A 23,124-nucleotide genomic window follows, 5' to 3' on the forward strand; every position below is an offset into this window, starting at 1 on the left:
CCCGAAGGGGGCGATGGTCGAAACGCCGGGCCGCGGGGCCCGGGGACCATCCCCTGGCAGTGATCGAAGTGTTTCTACGCTCGGTACATCACGTCCCATGCTGGCAGCGGCCGCACCCGGCCGTCGACCGAATTTCCTCGGTCATGCGGGGCGTGCGTCAGCGAGTGGACTCGCGAGCCATCAGGTCGAAGGGCGCGGTGTACTCGCGGGCCGGGCGTGACGGGTCCTGCATGCGAGCGGTCACCAGCTCGACGGCCTTGGCGGCCATCCACCGGTGGTCCGGCGCCACGGTGGACAGCGAGGGGACCATGTACGCCGACTCGGGGATGTCGTCGAAGCCGACGATACGGACGTCGCCGGGGACTCGGACGCCGCGATCGGCGAGGCCGCGGAGGACGCCCTGGGCGACGGTGTCGGTCACCGCGACCACGCCGTCGACCTCGTGACCGGCGTCGACAAGGTGGTGGGCCGCGTCGCGGCCCGATTCGAGCGTCATCCCGTTGACGGCGTACAGCAGCGCCGGATCGGCGTCGAGCCCCCGTTCGGCGAGCGCGGCGAGGTAGCCCTGGTAGCGGCGCGTGACCACGTTCACGCCGTCGAGGGTGCTGCCGGTGACGATCGCGATCCGGCGGCATCCACGGTCGATCAGATGGGTGGTCGCCGCTTTCGTGCCTTCTTCGTTGGGCATGGCGACGTGGTCGAATTTGGCCTCGAAGTTCTGCTCGCCGAGCATCACGATCGGGTAGTCGCCCGCGGTCAGCCGTGAATCCTGAGGATCGACTCCGACCGCGCTGAGGATGAGCCCGTCGAAGTGAAGGATGTGCGAATGGGTGATCGCCTCGAGCTCCCCCGTCGCGGCCGCGCCGGTCTGCTCGATCGCGACGTGGAAGCCGTGAGCCCGCGCCTGGTCGATCACGTGGGCGGCCAGCTGGCCGAAGTATGGTCGGTCGATCTCGGGCACGGCCAGCCCGATGACGCCGGTCCGCCCGGATCTCAGGGTCCGGGCGGAGACGTTGACGCGGTAACCCGATTGGCGGATCGCCTCCAGCACCCGGCGGCGGACCTGGTCGCTGACTCCGGCGCGGCCGTTGATGACGTTGGAGACCGTCATCTTCGACACCCCGGACAGCTTGGCGACGTCGCTCATGGTGACCATGCCGCTCCTCAGGTCCTGCCTCCTTCGGCCGGATCCGATCCGACCACGTCCGACTGCGGTCGCCGCTTACTTGAGCCTACTGCGCCGCACCAGGCAAGTATGGCCACAGCGGACGGCTGCCCGCGTGGAGGAGCGGGCCAAGAACGAGAGCCGGAAGGCTTGCCCTTCGGCCGATGGTGATGCGCCCGGGGGCGCTCATGCGAGGCGTCCCTCCACGGTGACGAAGGAGTGTGCGGGCAGGTGTACCCGCAGCCCGGACGCGGTGGTCGTGACCTGATCGTGCGCTCGGGGCGCGACGGCGGCAGGCGTCTCGGGGGTGTTGTGAGCCTGGAGTTTCTCGGCGGTGAGGAGACGGGAGCGGACGTCGGCCACGGCGCCGCCGCGCAGGTCCAGGTCGATGTCGATCGGCTCGGCCGCGTCCAGGTTGGACAGTGAGAGGAGTACGCGGCCGTCCTTGCGGCTGGCCGAGATCGAGACGGTCTTCAGCGTCTCACGGGCGGGCACGCCGGCGGGGAGGTCGACCCGCAGGGAGGCGGCGTCCTGGTGGCCCTTGTTCATCTCGAACACGTGGTAGGTCGGGGTGAGCACGAGCGCGCCGGAGTCGGGGTCGGTGAGGATCATGGCTTGCAGCACGTTGACCGTCTGGGCGATGTTGGCCATGACGAGGCGGTCGGCGTGGCGGTGGAAGATGTCGAAGTGCAGGCTCGCGACGAGGGCGTCGCGCAGGGTGTTCTGCTGGTAGAGGAAGCCGGGGTTGGTGCCGGGCTCGACGTTCCACCACGTCCCCCACTCATCCAGCACCAGGCCCACGTTCTTGCCCGGGTCGTAGCAGTCCATGACGTTGGAGTGGCCGGTGATCAGCTCGTCGACCCGTGCGGCCTGGGCCATCGTGGCGTAGTAGTCGTCGGTGTCGAACACCGTGGCATCGCCCTTGTCCTGCCACGTTCCCGGGATCGTGTAGTAGTGGAACGACAGCGCCTGCATGAAGCCCGCGGGCCGATACGCGCACCCCAGCTCGCCGAGCTGCTTCATGAGCGTCTCGGTCCAGGCGTAGTCGCCGGAGTTCGCGCCGGCGGCGATGCGGTGGAGCTTGTTGTCTCCGTGGTCGCGGCAGTAGGTGCCGAACCGGCGCGCCTCGGCGGCGTACTGCTGGGCGGACATGTTGCCGCCGCAGCCCCACGCCTCGTTGCCCAGCCCCCAGAAGCGCACCCGCCACGGCTCCTCGCGCCCGTTCGCCTTGCGCAGGCGCACCATCGGCGAATCGCCGTCGCGGGTGAGGTACTCCACCCAGTCGCTCATCTCCTTGACCGTGCCCGACCCGACGTTGCCGCTGATGTACGGCTCGGCGCCGAGCAGCTCGCACAGCGCCATGAACTCGTGCGTCCCGAAGTGGTTGTTCTCCTCGACGTTGCCCCAGTGCGTGTTGACCATCGCCGGACGCTGGTCCTTCGGCCCGATGCCGTCCATCCAGTGGTACTCGTCGGCGAAACAGCCACCCGGCCAGCGCAGGTTCGGGATGTTCAGCGCACGCAGCGCCTCCACCACATCCAGCCGGATCCCATCGGCGTTCGGGACGTCGCTGTCCTCCCCCACATAGAACCCGCCATAAATGCACCGGCCCAGGTGCTCGGCGAAGTGGCCGTAAAGATGCCGGTTGATCACCGGACCCTCGACATCGAGGTTGATGATGGCGGGCACGACAACATTGCTCACTGGACAATCCTTCAGCGCGATATGTATCGATAAATCGCTCGCAACTTTATCGATACACAAGGGCTTGTCGTCAAGGGGTTGGTCGCGTCCTGGCGAGGCGGCCTTCACCGCAGGCGCGACGCCTGACGCGAGCAGGCGGCCAAGTCAGCGGCCGAACGCCTTCCGGTACGCGGACGGGGAGGTACGCATCGAGCGGCTGAAGTGGTGGCGGAAGGTCACCGGGCTTTCGAAACCGACGGCGGCCCCGACCTCCTCGACCGGCACCGTGGACGACTCCAGCAGGGGCAGGCTGGCCGCGATCCGCTGTGCGATCACCCAGCGCAGCGGGCTTGTGCCGGTCCTGCGGTTGAAATGCCGGACGAAGCTGCGCTGCGACATCCCGGCGACACGGGCCAGCACCGCCACCGTGATCGGACGGGAGAGATTGGCCAACGCCCATTCAGTCGCCCTCGCCACGGCGTCGTCGTCCTCGACGGGGGCGACCGCGGCCTGGACGAACTGCGCCTGGCCGCCCTCACGGTGCGGCGGCACGACCAGCCTCCTGGCCACCGTGTTGGCCACGCTCGGGCCATGGTCCCGGCGGACCAGGTGGATCAGCAAGTCGATGCCGGCCGCGCTACCCGCGCTCGTCAGAACGTCGCCGTTGTCCACGTACAGCACGCCGGGATCGACCCCGACCTGAGGAAAACGTTCCTGTAGCAGGTCGGCGTACCTCCAGTGCGTGGTGGCCGACCGGCCGTCCAGGAGCCCGGCCGCGGCGAGGGCGAAGGCCCCCGAGCAGATCGACACGATGCGGGCGCCCCGCTCGTGCGCCCGTCGCAACGCGCCGATGAGCGCGGGAGAGACCTCGGCGTGGACGTCCGGCACACCCGGGACGATCACCGTCCGCGCCTCGGCGAACACGTCCAGCCCGTGCGTCGCCTGGACGGTGAAGCCGCCGACCGCTCGGAGCGGGCCGTCGTGCTCGGCGCATACCACCAGGTCGTACCACGGGATGTCCAGCTCCGGCCGGGGCAGCCCGAAGACCTCGACGACGCACCCCAGTTCGAAGGGGCTCATGCCGTCGAAGGCCAGGACCGAGACGGTGCGGTTGCTGTCATAGCGCTGGAGCATGGCTGGATATTAGCGGTATTGGGCATTCATGCCACTCGTGAGAGTACGGGGGCGGGCGGCACCATCAGAGGAAACGAGTTGGAGGTAGTCCCGAAAATGTCCGCTGTTCTCGTCACTCCGGCCGCCGACCCGGCCGCCGCCGTCGCTCATTTCTCGGCCCGTCTGGCGTTCGAGACGGACGTGTCCGATGTCCATGCCGATCTCGCCGCGGGCGATTCCCGCATCGTCGTGGTCGACTCGCGCAGCGGGGAGAGCTGGCGCCAGGGCCACATCGAGGGCGCGCTTCACCTGCCCACGGCAGAGATCGCCGCCCGGGCGCCATCGATCGTCTCCCCCGACGTGACCGTGGTGACGTACTGCTGGGGGCCCGGGTGCAACGGCGCGACCCGCGCGGCGCTGGAGTTCGCCAAGCACGGCTATCGCGTCAAGGAGATGATCGGCGGCTTCGAGTATTGGGCGCGCGAGGGCTTCCCCGTCGTGACCGGCTCCGGCGTGGAGAGGCGGCCTGCCGACCCGCTGACGGCTCCCGTCCACGCCGTCGCCTGCGGCTGCTGATCCTGGACGGACTGGCTGCTGTCACGCCATCGGTGGCAACGAGGCTATGCGCGAGTATTGAGGACCCGACATTCCTGACTTGCTCAGGCAGACGCATTGCCGGGGGTCGTCCTCCTCCGGCATACCGCCATGGCCGGCTTGACTGCCGGCGAGAAGAGTGATGAGATCCGTCGTCAGCGTCGCGGTGTACCCGGCAAGCAGATCGCCGAGGGCATGGAGGCGCCGGAACATGGGACACCCATGGAAACACCCACCCGTGACGACCGCCTCAGCGCGTTCGGTAACCAACTGCTCAACGTGCACCTCTGGCTCCGCGAAGAGCTCGCCAGGCTAAGCGAGGACGTTGACGCCCACCTGGCGGGCCACGCCGAGCGACCCCGCGAGCTGCGGGCCCATTGCCTGGCTTTCTGCTCGGTCCTGGAGCGTCATCACACCGGCGAGGATGCCGCGGCATTTCCCGCGCTGGCCGAGCAGTTCCCCCGGCTGCGGCCCGTACTTCAGGAACTGACACGCGACCACCGGATCGTCAGCGAGATCCTGCGCAGGCTGCAGGACCTGCTGGAGGGTCTCGGCACCGACGACGCGGCCCAGCCCCAGCGTGTGCGAGCCGAACTGGACGGCCTGGCCGCGCTGCTGGAATCGCACTTCACCTACGAAGAGAGAAAAATCGTCGCGGCTCTCAACACGTTGGACGCCGACTGGGACGGCTCACCGCCCGATTTCCTGCTCACCACCTCCGGCGATCAGGACGACGGAAGCCTCGGCGCTGCTCACCTCTGACAGAGCGAGTCGCCAGGCCAAGGAAGCCGCCCTGGTGGCGCTCATCACCGCTCCGTCGAGCGTCTACGGTGAGCGGGTGGTTCTCGAGGAAGTTTCGATGTGACGGGACGAGACCTAGGCCGATCGTCACGGTGAAGGCTGGGGCTTTCGGCCGATGCGAGTGTCGCTGCTGTTCTCTAGGGTCTGGTCATGGCTTTCACCTCTGTTGAAGCGACGGATTTGGCTGGTCGGGAACGCGGACGGCCGGCGACGGCCGCGCCCCATGGCACCCCGCAGCACAAACCCGCCGGGTGGACGACGTGATGGGCGAAGGGGCGTCTGGTATGCGTTTCCTGGAGGACCGGCCGGGTTTCCTCGGCCGAGACATCGTGCTTGAGGAGGCTGGGCAGTGAAGGTGGAGACCGCGGTCGTTCTGGGGCCCGGCGGCCCGGTCGGTACGGCGTGGCTGGCCGGGCTGGCGGCGGGGCTGCGCTGGGAAGGGACGGACCTGGGCGCGGCCAATCTGATCGTGGGTACGTCGGCGGGCGCGATCGTGGGAGCGATCCTGGCCAGTGGAGGAGACCTCGAACGGCTCGCCGCGCTGCCCCCGCCGACCGATCCTGGTGGCGGTGTACGGACAGATCCGGAGAGACTTGCGGAAGTGTTTGCGACGCTCGGCGATACCGGGCTTGAGCGAGCCGAGGCCCTGCGCCGGGTCGGCCGACTCGCTATCACCGCCTCGACCGGCGGCGAGGATGCCGCCATCGCCCGGATGCGGTCGCTGGTCGGCGCAGCGGAATGGCCAGATCGGCCGCTCCTGATCCCAGCGGTGGACGCCGAGACCGGCGAGGCGGTGATATGGGACAGGCACGGCTCCGCATCTCTGCCTGAGGCCGTGGCGGCCAGCATCGCCTTCCCCGCGACCGCGCCGCCGATCACCATCGATGGGCGTCGTTATATCGACGGTGCTCTCAGGGCCGGCACCAACGTCGATCTGGCCGCCGATGCGGGTGTGTTGATCGTCGCTGAGCCGATGGCGCACATGACCGGTACCAACGGTGTTTCGGCAGACGAAGGGGTGGTCGTACGGCTGGTGCCGGACGCCGAGGCGATAGAGGCGTTCGGACCGGATATCACCGACCGCGCCGCTTGGGAACCCGCATATCAGGCCGGCGTCAGACAGGCTCCGGACGCCGCCAAGGCTATTGGCTTGATCTTCAACCTCGGTGGTCCGAACGGCGACCCTGGGTAATCAAGGGGACAGCCCTTGGCCCTCGTCCCGCACTCCATCACCTCACCGCCGCGGCAGGAAGGACTGGACCACGCGAATCGGCTGGCAGGGTGGGCTCGGATCGCTTCGCTCGCCGGTGGCTGTGTCGATCTGGTCGTCGGTGGCCTCGACCGGCACCCGCACCGCTGCGGCCGGTGTCGCCGGAGCCCTCTCCACCCGCGGCAGCGTGCGCAGCTTCTCCTTCGACGGCTCCCGCCGGCAGGCGGGTGGAGATCAGCAGGTCCAGAGGGCCATCGGCCGACCCCTCCACCTGGCCGGAGTGGTCGGCGTGCAGGTCTGGGCGAGCTCGGGTGGGCTGCGGTCCTGGCGTGGCGGGTCAGGACGTGCGGTGCTGGTGCTGCTCGGGCAGGTGGCTGTCCGGGTGGACCCACAGGAGGACGTTGTCCGGCCGCGCACCTCCCGCCTGCTCCCACTGCTGCCGGAAGAACGCGAGGACCTGCCGGTCGGAGTGGCGCAGGCTGAAGTGGGTCAGGACGAACAGCGTCTGTGGTCGGGCCTCGACCACGGGTCGCAGTTGGCTCCAGACCGTGTGCCCGATCCGGCTCGCGCGCTCCAGTTCGGTATCGTCCAGAAAGGTGCATTCGGTGATGATGACCGGATATTCGAACAGCCACGGATTACGTCCGAACACGTTCACGTGCGTGTCGCCGAGGAAGGCGAACAGCGGTCGCCGGACCTCGTGGTCGACCTCGACTCCCTCTTGGCGTTTCCGCGCCATGATCCGGCCGAACTCGCCGCCCCTGCCCTGCCGTACCAGGGATTGCCGCAGCTCTTCGAACTCCGGCCGTAGCGCCTTGCTCCGCTGCGAGAAGGCATATCCCACACAGGGCACCTTGTGCTCGCACTCGACCACCCGCACGTGGTGCCCCCGGCGTCCGAAGCTGAACTCGTCGTCGCGCCGCACTCCGTGCAGGCGGTGGCCCGTGGCCAGGGCGGGATCGAACCCCGCTCCGTGGTTCAGTTCCGCGGATGCGCGTATGTAGGACTCCACGTACGGCACCGCCTCGGCGGGCAGGTAAATGTCCGTGCCGGAGGGATTGGCGGCCAGGTAGTCGAGGTCCTTGGAATGGTCGTGGTGGGTGTGGGTCAGGAAGACCGTATCCACCTGTCGTCCTTCGCACAGCCCCGCGTCGAGGCTGCACCGCAACTCGGGGATGTGGAAGAACGTCTTGTCGTTCGCGCGAGAGTAGCCGGTAAGGGTCAGCTCGGTGCCGGGTATCCGCCAGGTCTTCCACTGCCGGAACGGGTGTCCCTGCTCCAGGCGCGCGGGGTGGTCGGCCGGAGTCATGTCTGCTGGGTGGGTCATTTCTCGCTCGGCCTCGTGTGGTCGCTCAGGCGGCGCTGGAGCGCTTCGATCTCCGCCACGCGCTCGTCCACGGCCAACACATCGTTCCCTTCCCATTTGGTCCGCACCTGCAGCTTCAGCCGCACCGGGTCCTTCCACGCCTGGCCGACCGTCAGGTTCGCGCCGCCTCCGGCCAGGTACCGGCGGAGCACGCCTGTCCAGTTCCAGATCGCGCCCGGTGGGTGGAGTACCCGGGGCATGTGCCAGCGCGGCAGGTCAGGGGCCAGATGGCGCAGGTCGTCCGCGATCACGTCGGCGGTCTCCAGGCCGCATGCCTCGGCCACCTTCGCGAAATCGATGTCCAGGTCGATACCCGTGGCCGCGCAGGCGCCCTCCACATCACCGGCCAGCCGCCGCTCGGTCGCGGCTTCGATCATCCACATCGGTACCGCGTCGCTGGTCACCGGCGCTCCCCCAAGACGCTCGCGGCACCGTCCACGATGGACGACTGCGCCCGTTCCACATCAAACTCCCCGGTTGCGTGATCTTCTGCAGAACCTTCGCACAGCGTCCCTCGAAGGGGTACCGAAATTCGACATCGTGAAGAACCGGATCGGCCCCCCGACTATGGCCGGAGCTGCCCGCGTGCCGGCTTACAGGCTCGCAAGTTTCCGCAGTGCCTGCTCAGATGCCGAGCCCGGCTCGGCGGCGAACAGGTCCAGCCCGCAGCACGCCGGCTCGTCGGGCAGCTTGATGAGCTCGCCGTGCAGGGTCAGCTCCCCCACGACCGGGTGGTGCAGCACGTACGCCCGGGACCTGACCTGCGCGACCGGGTGCTCCGCCCACATCCGCGCGAAGTCCGCGCTCAGCTCCCGCATGTGGTCGATGTGCGCCGCGAGTCCGGAGTCCCCGCGATACCGCCCGAGCAGAACGCGTAGATGCGCCACGTGCTCGCGTGCCGCCCGTTCCCAGCCGGTGCGGTGCAGCTCGCGGAGGTACGGCTCGGTGAACAGCAGGTGCGAGAACGTGCGGCGGTTCTCCGGCAGCGCGGGGAAGTCGCCGAACACCGCCACGGCGAGCTGGTTCCAGCCGATGATCTGGGTGTGCCGGCCGACCGCCAGCGCCGGCGTCATCACGAACGACTTCAGCAGGTAGCGCAAGCTGGGAGGCACCTCCGACGAGGCTGTGGCCGCGGCACACGGCACGGGACGCCGTGCGATCCGGTGCAGGTAAGCCAGTTCGTCGGTGTCCATGCGCAGCGCCGTGCCGACGGCGTCCAAGATCTCGCCGGAGACGCTGTCGCCCTTGCCCTGTTCCAGCCGCGTGTAGTGGGCGATGCTCACGCCCGCCAGCCTGGCCAACTCCTCACGCCTCAGGCCCGCCACCCGGCGCACTCCACCGTAATCGCGCAGCCCGACGTCCTCCGGGCGCAGGCGGGCACGGCGTGATTTGAGGAACTCGCTCAGCTCGGTCCGGTCGTCCACGCGACAACCCTACGTCTGAGCGTGCGGCGGGTGATCACGCCGTGAGTACGCAGAACGCGGCTCTGGTCGGGCGGTCGCGGCGGTTCCACGCTGTGTGGCGAGCCACGCGCGACCGGCTCATATCGCGGCATCTACACGAACGAACGGAGAGCATCCGTGCCCCAAACGCTCGGACTCATCGGCAGTGGAATGATCGGTTCTTCCGTTGCCCGACTGGCCGTCGCGGCCGGCCTTGAGGTTGTCCTCAGTAATTCGCGAGGGCCTGAGACACTCGCTGATCTTGTCGCTGAGCTGGGCGGGCATGCCCGAGCGGCCACACCGGCAGAAGCGGCACGCGCCGCAGACCTGGTGGTGGCGGCCATCCCGCTTAAGGCGTACGAACTGCTCCCCGCCGAAGCTCTGGCCGGCAAGACAGTGCTGGACACGGCGAACTACTACCCCGAGCGGGACGGCCACCTGGCCGAACTGGATGCGGGCGAACTGACCTCCAGCACCCTGATGCAGCGCCACCTCGCGGGCTCGCAGGTGGTCAAGGCATTCAACAACATCACCCCGCACCAGCTGTTCACCCTCGCCCGGCCCTCGGGCGCGCCGGACCGCAGTGCCCTGCCCATCGCCGGTGACGACGCGGAGGCCAAGACAGAGGCCGCCCGGCTGTTGGACGTCCTCGGTTATGACGCGGTGGACATCGGCGCGCTCGCCGCCAGCTGGCGCAGTGAACCGAACACACCGGTATACATCAGGCCCTATCTCGGCGAAACGCCCGCCATGAGCGTTGAGGCCTTCCTCCGCTGGACACTCCAGACTCCCGGCATCGTCGTTCCCGCAGCGCACGTCGGCAAGCTCGTCGAGACCGCGGTTCGCCAGCCGGCAGGCGAGGCCAGGCTCCCAAGCGACGACTGACCCCCACGGGGACGGGCTGTTCACGTCCTCGACCTCGCGCTCCAAGCCCTGCCCGCCATCGCCGACAGGGCGCCACCCACATCGCCGTCAAATGTCGAGGTGAACGGCAGGGGTGTCCTCGAACACAAGGTGACTCGCGCCCGCGCCGGTTACGGAACCTGCCGCACCACATCGGACACCAGCCTTGATCTCTTACGTGTCAACGCTGAGACTCCGGACATGAATGCGGAGCAGGAGGTCATCGAGGCGGCCTTCGAGCGCGCCCGCGCTTTGGCCGCAGGAGATCCTGATCGGCTACGCCGGTTGCTGCATCCGGACTTTCACTGGACGTCGCATTTGGGCGAGCAGTTCGATCGAGACGACTATGTGCTGTCCAACACAGCCGGGGCCATCAGGTGGAAGAAGCAGTCCCTGACCGATGCCGAGGTGGTGGTGGTCGGGCAGGTCGCGGTGCTGCGTTGCGTGGCGGCCGACGACGTCGTTACCGGCGAAGGCGACCGCCTGACGTTCCGGATGCCGATGACCCAGACCTGGGTCAAGGAAGAGGGCCGCTGGCTGTGTCTGGCCGGGCACGCCGGCCCGCGCCTCAAAGGATGATGCACGAGCGGTGACGTGCGGCAATGCCGGCGAACCACTGGCCCGGTCTGCAGGACGCAGTGCCCGGCTTTGGCAGGTCATTCCTCCAGGGCTGCCGCTATGCGGTCGAGGTCGGTGAGGAGCGCTGCCATGCGCTGTGGCGGGATCGCCTTGACCATGCGCCGTTCGATGGCGTAGACGGCGGCCTGGACCGCGGCCAGGCTTCTGTGGCCCTCCTCGGTGAGGTGGGCGGGCCGGGCGCGGCCGTGGTCGGCGGTGGCGGGGCGGGTGATCAGTCCCGCTTCCTGCAGGCCCCGCAGGACGACGTTTCCGGACTGCCGGGTGACGAAGGTCGCGCGGGCGAGGTCGGCGTTGGACATGCCGGGGTGCAGGGCCAGGAGCTCGAGAGTGGCGTATTGCGGCACGGTCAGCCCGTGCTCGCGCAGGACCCCGTCCATGGCACCGCGCAGGGCCGCCTGAACGCGTTTGATCAGGTATCCCACGTGTTGGGTGACGTCTTCCGCGAGGTGGGGTGGCTCGGCCGGCATGCTCTCCATCATGTCAGCATTTTGACATGGGCGACCCCGGCGTTCTAGTCTCGGTTATGTCAAAGTTCTGACATAAGAATCGAGGAAGACCATGTCTGTCGCCATCGACGGCCCCGACTTCGTAGCCCTGCAGGTCCGCGACGTGGACGCAGCGGCGGCTTTCTGCGAGCAGCATCTGGGCCTGCGCCGGGCCGCAGTCTCGCCGCCGCATGGGGTCGTGTTCGACACCAAGCCGACCCCGTTCGCCGTCCGCGAGCTCCTCCCGGGCATCGACCTCGCCAACGCCGCACGGCCTGGTCTCGGCGTGGTGCTCTGGTTCCAGACTTCCGATGCTCACAAGCTCCACGACCAGCTCACTGCCGCCGGGATCAAGATCCTCACCCCGATGACGGACAGCCCCTTCGGGCCGATGTTCTCCTTCGAGGGCCCAGAGGGCTACACACTCACCGCACACGGAGGCTGACCGTGACCGCCCTCTCCCCCGCCCCGGCCGGGCCCTTCTCGCTCCCTCCGGCATCCGATTCCTGGAGGGCTTCACCCCCGCCAGCTACATCCTCGCCGCCGGGTGGGCGGAGAGGCTAAAGGCCTACGGAGGGCCGGTAAGGTCACCGCTTGCGGCGGCACAGCCCGGTGAAGCCGGCGTGGAATGGGCACTGCACAGTTGCGTCACGCTCAGCCGGGCCCAGGAGCCAGTGCCGGCGGCACGGCTGGCCGAGTTGCACGGCACTCCCCCGGCGTTACCGGCCAAGCACTTGCAGGCGCTGTCGCGAGCCAGATCGGCGGTTACACCCTCACCAGGACTGCCTCATAGATCAGCGCGCTGGAGGTGCTGCAGGCCATCGACGGAGACGAACCGGCCTACCGATGTGCCGAGATCAGACAGCGGGGGCCGCTCGGCCTCCCCGCCGAACGATGCTCGCGACCATGCGCCATCGCCCGAGCCATGGCGGCTGCCCAGGACGCCTGGTCTCGTGCGCTCGCCCACATCTCCATCGCGGACCTGGCCGCCTGGATCGACGCCGACAGCGACGGCACCGCGATGACCGACGTCCGCCGCTGGCCGGCCACCGTCCGACAATGAGACGCCGGCCCCGGACCGGGGCCGGTTCCGCAGCGAGCCGTCGGGGCTCGGGTTGTCGTCACTGGCCGTTCTGATGCGGGTGGTCGCTCGTCCTGTCCCTCGCTGGCGGCTAATCCCGCACGTGCAGGCCGAAACCCTTGCGGCCCGGCACTTCCAGGCCCTCCTTCAACCGCAGTGATGGGATCTCGTAGTCACCGAAGTTCTGGCGCCGGAACGCGATCGGCTCGGTCGACTCCAGGGTGAGCAGGCGCTGCTCCCATGCCTTGGCGACGTCCGGGTAGTCCTCGTCGGTCATCCGGTCGGTGCCGTACAGCACGAACGGCGGCAGCACCTCCACGCCCGGGTTGTACAGGATCCCGTGGTGGATCGGGAACAGCAGGTCCTCGATCGGGCCGTTGATCCCGCGATCGGTGTAGTGGGACTCCAAGCCCCCGACGGTCACCGACAGGATCGCCCGCCGCCCTTGCAGCGTCCCCTCACCGAAACGCTCGCCGTACTGGGTCTCGTCGTGCACTCCGACGCCGTACGCGAAGTGGTAGGAGAACACCCGGTCCACCCAGCCTTTGAGGATCGCGGGCATCGTGTACCACCACATGGGGAACTGGAAGATCACCGTGTCGGCCCACAGCAGTTTCTCCTGCTCGGCCGCCACGTCGGGCGTGAGCGCGCCGGCGTCGTATGCCCCGGCCGAACTCGGTATCACCTGCAGCGGGCTCGTGGCGTGCTCGCCGAAGTCCGCCGCGTCCACCACGGCCTTCCAGTTCATCGCGTACAGGTCGCTCACCCGCACCTCGTGCCCGGCGGCTTCGAGAGTGGACACGGCGAGGTCCTTCAGTGCGCCGTTCAGTGAACGCGGCTCAGGGTGGGCGTAGACAATGAGCGTCTTCATGGCTGTTCCCTTCAAGGAAGTGTGTCGCCATAGATGCTCGGCCGCCGAGGCCGCGTCGTTCAGGGACGCCTCTTCCATCGGACGGGACTTCCTGGTAACAGCAGGACCACCTTCACGTGCGCTACCGGAGCCATACTGGGGGCATGGACGATCTCGCGGGCTTCCTGCGCACCCGGCGCTCCCGGGTCGACCCTTCCGCCGTCGGCATCCCCACCGACAGCCGCCGCCGCGTCGAAGGGTTGCGCCGCGAAGAGGTCGCGCACCTGTCCGGGGTCAGCGTCGACTACTACGTACGCCTGGAGCAGGGCCGCGCCACCCAGCCCTCCGAGCAGGTCCTCGACGCGCTCGCCGGCGTCCTCGGCCTCGACGAGACCGAACGCGGGCACCTGTACCGGCTTGCCCGGCAGCGCCGCCGCCGCGCGAAGTCGCCCAGCGGGCGCCTGCGGCCGGAGCTGCTGCGCGTACTCGACCTGGTCACCGACGCGCCCGCCCTGATCATGGACCACCGGCTGGACGTGGTCGCCTCGAACCGCCTCGCCGGGCTCCTCTACGGCCGGGAGATGCCGGGCTTGAACACCGCCCGGCACATCTTCCTTGAGGAAGCCGAACGCGGCCTGTACGCCGACTGGGAGGAATGCACCCTCGACGTCGTCGGGCACCTGCGACTGGCGGCCGGCAAATACCCCGACGACCCGCGCCTGGCCTCGCTCATCGGCGAGCTGGCGATGGGCAGCAAGCGCTTCCGCCGCCTCTGGGCCCGCGCGGACGTACGCGCCCGCACACATGGACGCAAGGCGTACCGGCACCCGCTGGTCGGACTGCTGGAACTGCACCAGGAGAACTTCGCGCTGCCGGATGAATCGGGCATGGAGCTGCTGGTGCTGTCCGCGGCACCCGGGAGCCCCACCGAGGACGGGCTGCGCCTGCTGGGCGCGCTCAGTGGTGATGGACATCCCACAGTGAAAGGCCTGCCGGTAACGAAATAAGCCCGTTGGGGTCCGCAGCGGCGATTGGCGGGGCGTCTTCGCGAGTGATGCGTTCGGCTGTGTCTGCGCCGAGGCGGAAGAGGCAGGCGTGCCCAGGATTTCGCCTGGAGTTCGGACGCGGAGTGGTGTCCGGGCATCGGGAAGGGAGCCCTCCCGCTCCTTGTCAGTCAGCTCCTCCCAGGTCGGGGCGAGCGCCCGTCGTGGGGCGAGCTGCTGGTGAGCCTTGGCCAGGGCCAGGGCCAGGACACGCGGGTCGTCGAGCGGGATCTGGGGCAGCGGCAGGGCGCTCTCCTCTACGGGTTCAGAACTGGCGACCTCGCGTAATCAGCTGTCGCGTGTTCGCTCGCTCGGATGCTGTCAAAGTCACGCGGCGTAATGGCCGGCGGATGGGCGGGGCCAGCGCCTCGTAGGCAGTGGAGCGGCCGATCTTGAGGGTGCGGGCGGCCTCGGTGACCGAGACGCCGTCGCCGACCAGGCGGCGCAGTGTGGCCAGTTCGGCGGGGGCGCCGCTCAGCGGCCGCCACTGGCGGCGTGCTCCCGGCGGTCGAGGGCGGCCTGCAGCTGGGCGAGCCACTCCCGGCCCCTTCCGCGTCCGTCGGGGAGTTGGTCGTCGCGGTCCCAACGCCAGGAGACCACGAGGGCGAGGCTGAGGATCCGGCAGTCGGCGAGCAGCCCGGAGTCGGCGCCCGGGTAGTGCGCGGCGACGTCCTCCGGAGCATGCGCGAGGTCGAACTCGACGGGGCCGCGGCAGGCGGTTTCCAGGTCGATGAAGAGCGGTCCGTCCGCGGTGGCGAGCAGGTTGCCGGGGTGCGGTTCGCCGTGCAGGAGCTGTTGCCGCGTGCCGCGGTCCAGGATCGCGCGGCTGATTTCGTGGAGGGTGTCGGTCAGCAGGGCGCGTTCCGCGGCGCCGAGGTCCGGGCTGACGGCGGGGTCCTCGACCACCCGGAGGGCGTCGGCGACGCGGTCGGTGAAGTGCGGTGCGGCGAGGTTGATGCGGCGCAGGCCGGCGTGCAGCCGGGCCAGGGCGTCGGCGTAGGCAGCGGGCGGGTGGCTCTCGGGTGCGGCGGTGGGCTCGTAGTAGGTCCAGAGGGTGACGGCGAAGCCATCGCGGACATGGACGCGGGGCTCGGCCCTCGGATCGAGACCCGCCACTGGGCTGCCGGTCCCGGCGAGGTGCCGGGCGATCTCGACCTCGAAGTCGAGGCGGTGCGCGAGGGGCGCGACCCGGGCGAGCACGCCGCTGGGCCGCAGCCGGACGGCGATCCGGTTCGAGTTGTGCAGCACAGCGGCGTCGTCGGCGCCCAGACCGTACTCGGCGGCCGTGTCGACGGCCGCGGCCACCGCCCGCGGGATCTCGGTGTCCTTCATGTGTTCGGTGCCTCTCCCTGCCGGAGTTGATGTGTGCGGCGCAGGCCCTTGGGCCGGCCGAGCGTCTGACGCGTCGTGACCAGGTCGGCGCGGCCGGGCATAGCGGACCCCGAGGCCGTCGTCGTCCCGTGCCGTCAGGGGACGGTCAAGGAGAGCGCTCACGTCCGGATCACCCCGAGGCAGCGCCGTGCTGCAGCCGTCGCCGCTGAGCCGGCGGCCGGCGTTGCGTCAGCGCCCGTGTACGGTCGACTGCTTCCTGGAGGAGTGCGAGGGGTCCGCCGGTCACGTCTGTATGCAACACCACCCGGTCGGTTCCGTGCATTCGGTTTATTGCCGGTGTCGGAGGAGGGCGTGGGTGTCAATCCCCTGGGAACGTAGTGAGCCTCCCCTCATCCCCAAGAGCGCGGCCCGTTTCTGCCGTAGTTCCCATCCGCATCTATCTCGTGCCCGAGTACGGCCGTCACGCGTTCGGCTATGCCGGTGAACAGCGGAACTGCTTCCTCGACGATCCCGAGCACGCTCCCGCCGCGGTGGTCGACTACGTCGCCGAGCAGCTCGGCCTGCAGGCGGCCGACCTGAAGGGGTACGGCAGCAAGGAGGCCCGCTGGGATCATCAGGAGCAGATCCGCACCGCCTACGGCTTCACCGCCTTCGCCGGCGAGCAGTGGTTCGCGCTGGCCTGCTGGCTCTACAAACGGGCCTGGACCACGGGCGAGCGCCCGATCGTGCTATTCGACCTGGCCACCCACCGCCTGTTGGAGGCCAAGATCCTGCTGCCCGGCGTCACCACCCTGGAGCGGCTGATCGCCGCGCTGCGCGAGCGCGTCGCCGCCCGCCAGTACGCGCTGCTTGCCGCCGCCCCCAGCCCGAACCAGGTCGTCGTGCTGGAGAACCTGGTCAAGGTCGAGGCGGGCCTGCGGGTCTCCCGGCTGGACCGCCTACGCAAAAGCCCCACCGACGTCAGCGGCACCGGCCTGGTCAAAGCCCTGGATCGGCATGTGGAACTGCGCGACCTGGGCGCGGCCGGCTGGGACCTGAGCGCGGTGCCGCCCGGCAAGATCGCCGCGCTGGCCCGCTTCGCCCACGCCGCCCGCGCCCAGGCCGTCGCCGAACTGGCCGGCGACCGTAGGCTCGCCACCCTGGTCGCCTTCGCCGCGACCATGGCCCCGCAGTCGGCCGACGACGCGATCGAGGTGTTCGACCTGGCGGTCGGCGATCTGCTGCGCACCTCGGCGCATCGAGCCGGTAAGGAGCGGATGCGCACCCTCAAAGACCTCGACACCGCGGCGATCGTGCTGCGTGAAGTGTGGCTGAAGATCCGCTCCGTCGCCGAAATCCTCGACGGCGACATCCGCGCCGCCCTCGATGAGATGGATCTGGCCGCCATCCACGCCGCCGCCGACGTCATCGGCGACATCGCCCGCGAACCGGATGAAGACTTCCAAGAAGAACTGCTGGATCGCTACGCCACCGTCCGGCGCTTCCTGCCCAAGCTGCTCAAGCACCTCGACTTCGACGCCGGCGTGGCCGAGACACCTGGGCAAGGGGTGCGGCGCGGCCATGAGGTCCTGCAAGCGGTGGACTTCCTCAAAGCGATCGAGCGCCGCCGCACCGACATCGACCCCCGCGAGGTTCCCGCGGACCTGCTCACCTCGGCCTGGCACCGGCGCGTCTTCCCCAAGCGCGGCGAGCACGCGGGCACCTTCAACAAGGGCGCCTACACCGTGGCGGCCGTCGAGCGGCTGCGCGAATCGCTGCGCCGCCATGAGGTGTTCGTGCCAGGCCTGCGCAAGTGGGGCGACCCCACCGCCGGGCTGCTGAAGGGCGCCGAGTGGGAGCGGTCCCGGCCCCGCATCTGCGATGAGCTGAACTTGTCCCCGCGGCCCGGCGCCGATGTGGAGCGATGGGCGGGCACGCTGGACTTCGCCTACCGCCAACTGGCCGCCGGCCTGGCCGGCGACGACGACGGCCGCAACGACTGGGTCCGCCTGGCCAAAGACGAAAATGGCAAGGACCACCTGGTGCTCACCGGCCTGGACCGCTTGGACGAGCCCGCCTCGCTGACCGCGCTGCGCGCCGACATCGACGCCCGCATGCCCATCGTGGACCTGCCCGAAGCCCTGCTGGAGGTGCACTCCTGGACCGGCTACCTGGACCACTTCACCCACGTCTCCGGCGACGTGAGAGCGTCACCTGACCGGTTCAGGCCAAGATTTCGGTCCCCATCCCCACGACTTCCGCGTCCAAATGATGGTCACCAGGTCGCCGTCGACTTCAGCGGCCACGGCGTTGACCTGACGTGATGCGCTTCGGCTGCCGGGGACGGTGTACGGTTTGCTTCCCTCAGGAGACTATTACTCAGAGCCATATCCGCCCGATTTGGGGTGTCTGTAAGACTGCGATCACCCGGTACACGCGATGGGCGTTTTGCGCAGGTCAGAAGGCAGCAGCGGCACTGTGGGGATCTCGGCGGGGCACAGATTCTCGATATACCCGGCGGCGACGTCGTCGGGCGGGTTGGCGCACAGGCGCAGGTAGCGGTCGTTGGCCTGGCCGAGGCGCCGCTCGAGCTCGGCGCGGTTGTGGCCGGAGTCCTAAGACAGCGCGAAGGCGAAGGTGTGCCGGCGTCGTGCGGGCGAAGCGTGCCGAGCCTGTGCTCGGGGTCGGACACCTGGGCGTGGTGTAGGCGGCCGATCTCGCCGAGGATGGTGTTGATCGAGCGGGGTGACAGGCGGCCGTCGGGGCGGCAGGCAGCGATGGAGGGGGTCGACAGTAGCAGAGCGGCCGCCACGGTGCTGGCGGCGGCGTCACCCGGCCGCTCCGCCGCCAGGTAGTCGGCCAGCGCCTGGCGGGCGTCGCGGCCGAGGAAGACGGTGCAACTGGTGCGGCCCTTACCGCGCAGACCAACGAGGCGCGCCTTCTTGGCCTGGCGCAGCCGGGCGGGGTCGGCTGGCTCCGGCTGGTCCAGGTCCAGGCCGACCACTTCGGCGCGGCGCAGCCGGCCCCCCACTCGGGTCCATGCAACCAGCCCAAAGTAGCTCTCTGTAATGTCTCGGGATCCCCACGTAGCGTTAACGGATGAGCGCTACCGGGCGAAAACGGCTGAGCCCGGCCGACCGGCGCGGGCTGACGGCTCTGTTCTGGTCCCATCTGAACCTGTACGGGCGCTTCGAGCTCGACATGAGTCGCCACCTGGAGCTGGACGGCGTCCCACTCGGGCGACCCAGCACCCCGTGACGCACGGGGGCTGGGCCAGGGCTGGCACCGCTCAGCCCTGGCGGCCCGCCGTTTAGAGTAGGCAACGTGTCATGATCACGCGGCAGCGGCGGGCCCTGGCCGGCCGGACCGCGATGGCGGCGGCCTCATCGGTGAGCTCGCGCGTGCGACCGGCCCCGAACAGAGGCTAGCGACGGACCGGATACCGCAAGTGCAAGGCACGTCGGCTCTGGATGACGATCGGGTCGTCGAGCAGGAGGTGCCCGCCCTCGATCTTGGAGAAGTACGGGATACCCTCGCCGAACAGCACCGGTACGAGGCTGACGCACACCTCGTCCACCAGGCCGAGAGCGAGTGCCTGCTGCGTCACGTTCGCGCTGGCGATCGTGACGTTCCGGTCGCCGGCGATCTGTTTCGCCCGATTGATCGCCGCTTCGACTCCGTCGACGAACGTCGTCGTCGGCCACCTGGCGGCGGCATCCGCCGGCGGGCGGTGCGTGACCACGACAACGGGTGCGCCGGCCGGATGCTTGTCGTTCCAGCCACCGGCGATGTCGAACAGGCGGCGGCCGGCGATGAGCGCGCCGGTGTTCTCGGTCAGGTCTCGCCATGCCTCCGCACCCGCGTCATCGACCTTGACCGAGATGTCCTCGTTGGGGTTCGGCACGGCCACGTCTCCGGACTCGTACCAGTCGAACAGCTCGCCGACCTGGTCATCCGGTTGCGCGATGTATCCGTCCAACGACATCGTCATGTGGCTGAAGATCTTGCCCATGAGGGTCCTCCTCTGTATTGCTCGGCCCGGTGATTCCCGGCCCGTCTTACATGGGGTCCTGAGGTGGACCGCTTTCAACAGCAGAACTCATCGCGCCCAGTCAAAACTCATCACCACACCCCATGAAGCGAAGCCGAGCCGCGTGGCGTCGCGCCTTCCGGTGATCAGGTCGCGCTCTTCGTCCAGGTTCATCTAACGACCGTTTGACGAACGCAACCAAGAACACCCGGCCGAACGGGGACCTCCGTGCGCCGTGTCCGGTTCGGGTGTTCATTTTTCCGTTCATCTTCGATCGCGCTCTGCTGCCGTTCAGGTACCTCGCGCGTGACGTTTGATGAACGGAGGTGCTTCGCCATGGCGCTCATCGGACTGGTCCGGGTCAGCACCGACAAGCAGAAGACCCAGCGGCAGCACGACGCCCTCGATCCGATCTGCCTGACGGTCATCGAGGAGAAGGCCAGCGGCAAGCTCGCCACCAGCGACCGGCCCGACCTCCTCACCGCGCTGTCCTACATCCGCGAAGGCGACCTGCTGACCGTCCAGGAAGTCGACCGGCTCGGCCGCAACCTCCTGGAAGGACTGATCGTCCTCAACGACCTGTTCCAGCAAGGCGTGGGCGTCAAGGTGCTGGAGGGCATAGCCGTCGGCGAGCACACCGAACGCTCCTTCATCCTCGACCTGGCCCTCGCCCTGGCCGAGGATCGCCGCCGCGACATCGTCCGCAAGACCAAGAACGGCCTGGAGACCGCCCGAAAGCAGGGCAAGGTCGGCGGCCGCCGCCCGGTGGTCGACGACGACAAACGCGCCGCGATCCTCGACCGTCGCCGGCGTGGGGAATCCATCCGCACCATCGCCGCCGGGGTGAAGGTCTCCGTCGGCGTCGTCCACAAGACCCTCACGGCCGCTGCTGAAGGCAACCCCACTGACCAGCCCCTGACCTCCTGAGGAGAACGTCGTGCCGCTGCCGAAGATCCCGCTGCTGCTCTACCGATTCCGCACCGCCCCACCGGCGGGATGAGCGTCGGGACCGTGCTGAACAAGCTGGCCGAGACCGCCGAGCACGTTGGCGAGTTCGCCCGCGAGTTCGGCGAACAGAACTAGGTCGACATGGACGAGGACGAGACCGCGGACTGGCGCATGGTCCTCGCGGACCTGGAAGCCGCTGCCGCGACCTTCCGCCGCACCGTGAATCTCATCAGCTAAGCCGAGGCCCCCGTAGGCCACCGACATCAGTACGGCCAGTCACGGTAGGGCGAGCCCGCCGGGCGTGGGCGTGTACGTGCGCGCCGGTCGAGGGTGTCCAGCTGGCCAGCGCGCATGTGAAGCTCACCGGCGGCGGCCAACAGCCGGCGTGTGTCCGCAGCGAACGCCGTGGCGTTCTCGTCGGCGAACTTCGGCGCGCTGGACCTGCAGTTGCCGAGCGGCGTCGGCCAGCTCTTCGACGAAGACGACGCGGGCGCTGCGCCGCTCATACGCCTGAGCGCTAGACAGGTGACGCCGATCTGCTGCCGGTGATTCATCGCCGTCCTTCGCTGTCATCGGGCCCGTAGCAGGCGCCGTCGTCGTAGCTGCCGATGTCATCCTCGGCGTCCTGACCTTCGAAGCCCGCTGGGCCAGCAGATCCGTCGCGGGCGCCGTCGTCGTACAGTCCGCTCACGTTCGTCTCCGTTCGTTGATGCACCAGCCGCGGACCTGCGAAACCGCGACTGTGGAACCACGAGGTGCTCCCGCTCCTGCCCAGCGAGAGCCTCGCCGGGCGGCGGAATCGCACCAGGCATCGTGCGGCCGCGCGGAACCTACGAGCCGGCTTGATCGGAGCTTGGCTGCCACACGATCTGCGGAGGATCAGCGGTGTCGGCGTGCTGGACGACAACAGCGTCATGGGTGATCTCCATGGCGGCAGAAGGAAGAGCGAACGCCAGACGCCCGTCGCTCAGGTCGATCTCCGCCTCGGCCAGAGCGTCGCCCAGGATCGGGTCCACGGCGTGGTGGCTCACCTGGAGCCGGACTCGCCGCCCGTGCCCGAGTTCGCCCACCACGCGGCGGCGAACTCGGCGCTGGAACATGCTGCGTGTGGATGGATCATGTCGCGGTGTCTCCCTGCGCGGGTGCCGGCGGCTCCTTGCTTGCCTGAGGTCGTCATCCCCTGCTCAGGTGTGTCGCCGGGTCCGAAGCGGATGTCAGATGCTCGCTGGCCAGCCATTCGTTGAGGTAGTGGAGCACGTCGTCCAGCCGGAGGACGCAGCCGGGGCGAGACGGCCGCCGGTGCCGGGCAGCACGCGGATCTCCGCGTTGAGCAGCTCGGCTCGGGTGAGGACGGTGCTCCCGGCCTGTCCATCGAGCACGGCCTGCGCGGTGGCGTAGGTGAGGCGTTCATCGTCGGTGAGCACCAGAACCGTTCGGGGGAGGTGTCCGGCAGGTGCGGGCAGGAGCAGCGGCGTGGCATGGGCGCGGGTGAGCCGAGGCGGCTGCGTGGTCACAAGGCATCTCCTTGCTGGAGGCGGGCCGATTGGCCGGCGGGCAGGCTCGGGCCCGGGCTGCTCGGCTGTCGGGTAGGTGACGTGTGCGGTCGGGTGGCGCAGGACGCGGCCGGTGGGGTTACTGTCGAAGCGCACCTGCAGGTAGGCGCCACGGAAGCCGAGGATGGTGCCCGGCAGACCGTTGACGATGATGCGGGCGCGCCGCTTGGCCGTCGGCAGTTGGTAGCGGCGGCGCACGTACAGGGCGGCCTCACCCCCGTAGTCCCATTCCCCGGCTTCGGGGGCGGCCTGACCTGGACGGAGCGGTTCGGTTTCGATGCCGTACACCGCGGCGAGCGCCATCGCGTGGCCACCGCACATGCCCGTACGCATGAGATGTCGTGCTTCCTCAGTCCTGGTGATCGGGTCCGGGCACGGCTGGTTCAACCGGTCGTCCGGCCAGCTGCGGCCGCACTCCTGGCATGCGGTGGCCGCGCTGCTGACCGCGAGCGTCGCTCCATGATCGGGGCACACGCCCCAGCTGATGCCGCATAACGTGCCACACGCGTGGGTGTCCCGGGTCGAGCACGCTGGGCAGCAACGTTCGTAGGTCAGGCGCCGCTGATCTGCGCAGATCTCAAGGGGGTCGCCGCAGACCTCGCAGGGCTTGTCGCCGCCGGTACCGGGCACTCCGGCCTCCATCTCGGGGCAGCCGTGGCCGTCAGCGATCGGGAGCAGCGCCGGGTCCATCGCGTCCGCGCTGTTCGGCCAGGACACCTTCGGCCCGCTGGAGGCGCACCCCGGTCCCGGCCGTCGTTGCGGACGTTCAGTCCACCTCGCAGTGCGGGCACGCGGGGACGGCAACCAGCTTCTGCCGGCCATCCTGCAGGGTCATCGACCGGGAGGCGAGGGGCCGCAGGCGCTCGGGGCTGAACCCTTTGGCCGCACTCCTCGCTGGCGCGAAGGT

The 23,124-nt window shown here is 69.0% G+C and carries 26 protein-coding genes; 12 read left to right on the top strand and 14 right to left on the bottom strand.

Translation table 11 applies throughout. The features are described 5' to 3' along the window. Positions 1-157: 157 nt before the first annotated feature. From ACQPWU_RS28335 to ftrA, 3 genes are all read right to left on the bottom strand, one after another. Complete coding sequence (locus tag ACQPWU_RS28335) at positions 158-1,156, bottom strand: LacI family DNA-binding transcriptional regulator (RefSeq protein ID WP_433444756.1); 999 nt, start codon at positions 1,154-1,156, stop codon at positions 158-160. Between the two features lie 195 nt (positions 1,157-1,351). Further along, complete coding sequence (locus tag ACQPWU_RS28340; RefSeq protein ID WP_433444757.1) at positions 1,352-2,869, bottom strand: alpha-N-arabinofuranosidase; 1,518 nt, start codon at positions 2,867-2,869, stop codon at positions 1,352-1,354. 144 nt (positions 2,870-3,013) lie between these two features. Beyond that, positions 3,014-3,982 (bottom strand): transcriptional regulator FtrA, encoded by a 969-nt coding sequence (gene ftrA / locus ACQPWU_RS28345; protein WP_433444758.1) that lies wholly within the window; start codon positions 3,980-3,982, stop codon positions 3,014-3,016. 96 nt (positions 3,983-4,078) lie between these two features. On the opposite strand from ftrA, the gene ACQPWU_RS28350 reads away from it, so the two are divergent. The 3 genes from ACQPWU_RS28350 to ACQPWU_RS28360 all read left to right on the top strand — a co-directional run bounded on the left by ACQPWU_RS28350 (position 4,079) and on the right by ACQPWU_RS28360 (position 6,548). After that, positions 4,079-4,537: a rhodanese-like domain-containing protein gene (locus tag ACQPWU_RS28350; RefSeq protein ID WP_433444759.1), complete on the top strand. Its 459-nt coding sequence runs from the start codon at positions 4,079-4,081 to the stop codon at positions 4,535-4,537. Between the two features lie 129 nt (positions 4,538-4,666). Then, positions 4,667-5,317, top strand: a complete 651-nt coding sequence (locus ACQPWU_RS28355) for a hemerythrin domain-containing protein (protein ID WP_433444760.1) — start codon at positions 4,667-4,669, stop codon at positions 5,315-5,317. 388 nt (positions 5,318-5,705) lie between these two features. Continuing rightward, a complete protein-coding gene (locus ACQPWU_RS28360) occupies positions 5,706-6,548 on the top strand; it encodes a patatin-like phospholipase family protein (RefSeq protein ID WP_433444762.1) in 843 nt (280 codons plus the stop codon). Between the two features lie 355 nt (positions 6,549-6,903). On the opposite strand, the gene ACQPWU_RS28365 is transcribed toward ACQPWU_RS28360, so the two are convergent. The 3 genes from ACQPWU_RS28365 to ACQPWU_RS28375 form a co-directional block, all read right to left on the bottom strand. Next, positions 6,904-7,875, bottom strand: a complete 972-nt coding sequence (locus ACQPWU_RS28365) for an MBL fold metallo-hydrolase (RefSeq protein ID WP_433444763.1) — start codon at positions 7,873-7,875, stop codon at positions 6,904-6,906. A 14-nt stretch (positions 7,876-7,889) separates the two neighbouring features. Beyond that, positions 7,890-8,336, bottom strand: coding sequence for a hypothetical protein (locus ACQPWU_RS28370; RefSeq protein ID WP_433444764.1), 447 nt, complete (start codon positions 8,334-8,336; stop codon positions 7,890-7,892). A 189-nt stretch (positions 8,337-8,525) separates the two neighbouring features. Beyond that, positions 8,526-9,356, bottom strand: a complete 831-nt coding sequence (locus ACQPWU_RS28375) for a helix-turn-helix domain-containing protein (protein WP_433444765.1) — start codon at positions 9,354-9,356, stop codon at positions 8,526-8,528. A gap of 156 nt (positions 9,357-9,512) precedes the next feature. On the opposite strand from ACQPWU_RS28375, the gene ACQPWU_RS28380 reads away from it, so the two are divergent. After that, entirely contained in the window at positions 9,513-10,259 is a 747-nt protein-coding gene (locus tag ACQPWU_RS28380) for an NADPH-dependent F420 reductase (RefSeq protein ID WP_433444766.1), read from the top strand. A gap of 219 nt (positions 10,260-10,478) precedes the next feature. Beyond that, positions 10,479-10,856, top strand: coding sequence for a nuclear transport factor 2 family protein (locus ACQPWU_RS28385; RefSeq protein ID WP_433444767.1), 378 nt, complete (start codon positions 10,479-10,481; stop codon positions 10,854-10,856). Positions 10,857-10,933: 77 nt separating this feature from the next. On the opposite strand, the gene ACQPWU_RS28390 is transcribed toward ACQPWU_RS28385, so the two are convergent. Then, the gene (locus ACQPWU_RS28390) at positions 10,934-11,395 is read right to left on the bottom strand and encodes a MarR family winged helix-turn-helix transcriptional regulator (protein WP_433444769.1); all 462 of its coding nucleotides are present in this window, start codon (positions 11,393-11,395) and stop codon (positions 10,934-10,936) included. Between the two features lie 79 nt (positions 11,396-11,474). On the opposite strand from ACQPWU_RS28390, the gene ACQPWU_RS28395 reads away from it, so the two are divergent. Then, positions 11,475-11,846, top strand: coding sequence for a VOC family protein (locus ACQPWU_RS28395; RefSeq protein ID WP_433444770.1), 372 nt, complete (start codon positions 11,475-11,477; stop codon positions 11,844-11,846). 480 nt (positions 11,847-12,326) lie between these two features. After that, a complete protein-coding gene (locus ACQPWU_RS28400) occupies positions 12,327-12,464 on the top strand; it encodes a hypothetical protein (RefSeq protein WP_433444771.1) in 138 nt (45 codons plus the stop codon). Positions 12,465-12,573: 109 nt separating this feature from the next. Here ACQPWU_RS28400 and ACQPWU_RS28405 read toward each other — a convergent pair whose 3' ends face one another. Next, a complete protein-coding gene (locus ACQPWU_RS28405) occupies positions 12,574-13,353 on the bottom strand; it encodes an NAD(P)H-dependent oxidoreductase (protein ID WP_433444772.1) in 780 nt (259 codons plus the stop codon). Positions 13,354-13,496: 143 nt separating this feature from the next. Between ACQPWU_RS28405 and ACQPWU_RS28410 the strand changes: the two genes are divergently transcribed. Further along, on the top strand, positions 13,497-14,339 hold the full coding sequence (locus tag ACQPWU_RS28410) for a helix-turn-helix transcriptional regulator (RefSeq protein WP_433444773.1): 843 nt from the start codon (positions 13,497-13,499) through the stop codon (positions 14,337-14,339). A gap of 510 nt (positions 14,340-14,849) precedes the next feature. On the opposite strand, the gene ACQPWU_RS28415 is transcribed toward ACQPWU_RS28410, so the two are convergent. After that, a complete protein-coding gene (locus tag ACQPWU_RS28415) occupies positions 14,850-15,707 on the bottom strand; it encodes a phosphotransferase enzyme family protein (RefSeq protein ID WP_433444774.1) in 858 nt (285 codons plus the stop codon). A gap of 443 nt (positions 15,708-16,150) precedes the next feature. Between ACQPWU_RS28415 and ACQPWU_RS28420 the strand changes: the two genes are divergently transcribed. Then, positions 16,151-18,010: a DUF4158 domain-containing protein gene (locus ACQPWU_RS28420; RefSeq protein ID WP_433444775.1), complete on the top strand. Its 1,860-nt coding sequence runs from the start codon at positions 16,151-16,153 to the stop codon at positions 18,008-18,010. 775 nt (positions 18,011-18,785) lie between these two features. Next, a complete protein-coding gene (locus tag ACQPWU_RS28425; RefSeq protein ID WP_433444776.1) occupies positions 18,786-18,944 on the top strand; it encodes a hypothetical protein in 159 nt (52 codons plus the stop codon). A 166-nt stretch (positions 18,945-19,110) separates the two neighbouring features. On the opposite strand, the gene ACQPWU_RS28430 is transcribed toward ACQPWU_RS28425, so the two are convergent. Next, positions 19,111-19,698: a dihydrofolate reductase family protein gene (locus ACQPWU_RS28430; protein WP_433444777.1), complete on the bottom strand. Its 588-nt coding sequence runs from the start codon at positions 19,696-19,698 to the stop codon at positions 19,111-19,113. Positions 19,699-20,052: 354 nt separating this feature from the next. Here ACQPWU_RS28430 and ACQPWU_RS28435 point away from each other — a divergent pair, with 354 nt between their 5' ends. Then, entirely contained in the window at positions 20,053-20,643 is a 591-nt protein-coding gene (locus tag ACQPWU_RS28435) for a recombinase family protein (protein WP_433444778.1), read from the top strand. A 39-nt stretch (positions 20,644-20,682) separates the two neighbouring features. On the opposite strand, the gene ACQPWU_RS28440 is transcribed toward ACQPWU_RS28435, so the two are convergent. Further along, complete coding sequence (locus ACQPWU_RS28440; RefSeq protein WP_433444780.1) at positions 20,683-20,928, bottom strand: hypothetical protein; 246 nt, start codon at positions 20,926-20,928, stop codon at positions 20,683-20,685. Positions 20,929-21,051: 123 nt separating this feature from the next. Here ACQPWU_RS28440 and ACQPWU_RS28445 point away from each other — a divergent pair, with 123 nt between their 5' ends. Then, positions 21,052-21,213, top strand: coding sequence for a hypothetical protein (locus ACQPWU_RS28445; protein ID WP_433444781.1), 162 nt, complete (start codon positions 21,052-21,054; stop codon positions 21,211-21,213). Between the two features lies 1 nt (position 21,214). Here the strand turns inward: ACQPWU_RS28445 and ACQPWU_RS28450 are convergent, their stop codons facing one another. The 3 genes from ACQPWU_RS28450 to ACQPWU_RS28460 all read right to left on the bottom strand — a co-directional run bounded on the left by ACQPWU_RS28450 (position 21,215) and on the right by ACQPWU_RS28460 (position 22,934). Further along, a complete protein-coding gene (locus tag ACQPWU_RS28450) occupies positions 21,215-21,355 on the bottom strand; it encodes a hypothetical protein (RefSeq protein ID WP_433444782.1) in 141 nt (46 codons plus the stop codon). A 139-nt stretch (positions 21,356-21,494) separates the two neighbouring features. Continuing rightward, positions 21,495-21,764: a hypothetical protein gene (locus ACQPWU_RS28455; protein WP_433444784.1), complete on the bottom strand. Its 270-nt coding sequence runs from the start codon at positions 21,762-21,764 to the stop codon at positions 21,495-21,497. 114 nt (positions 21,765-21,878) lie between these two features. After that, positions 21,879-22,934: a hypothetical protein gene (locus ACQPWU_RS28460; protein ID WP_433444785.1), complete on the bottom strand. Its 1,056-nt coding sequence runs from the start codon at positions 22,932-22,934 to the stop codon at positions 21,879-21,881. Positions 22,935-23,124 lie beyond the last annotated feature (190 nt).

It is taken from the genome of Nonomuraea sp. CA-141351, from assembly GCF_050944675.1.
Lineage (GTDB): Bacteria > Actinomycetota > Actinomycetes > Streptosporangiales > Streptosporangiaceae > Nonomuraea.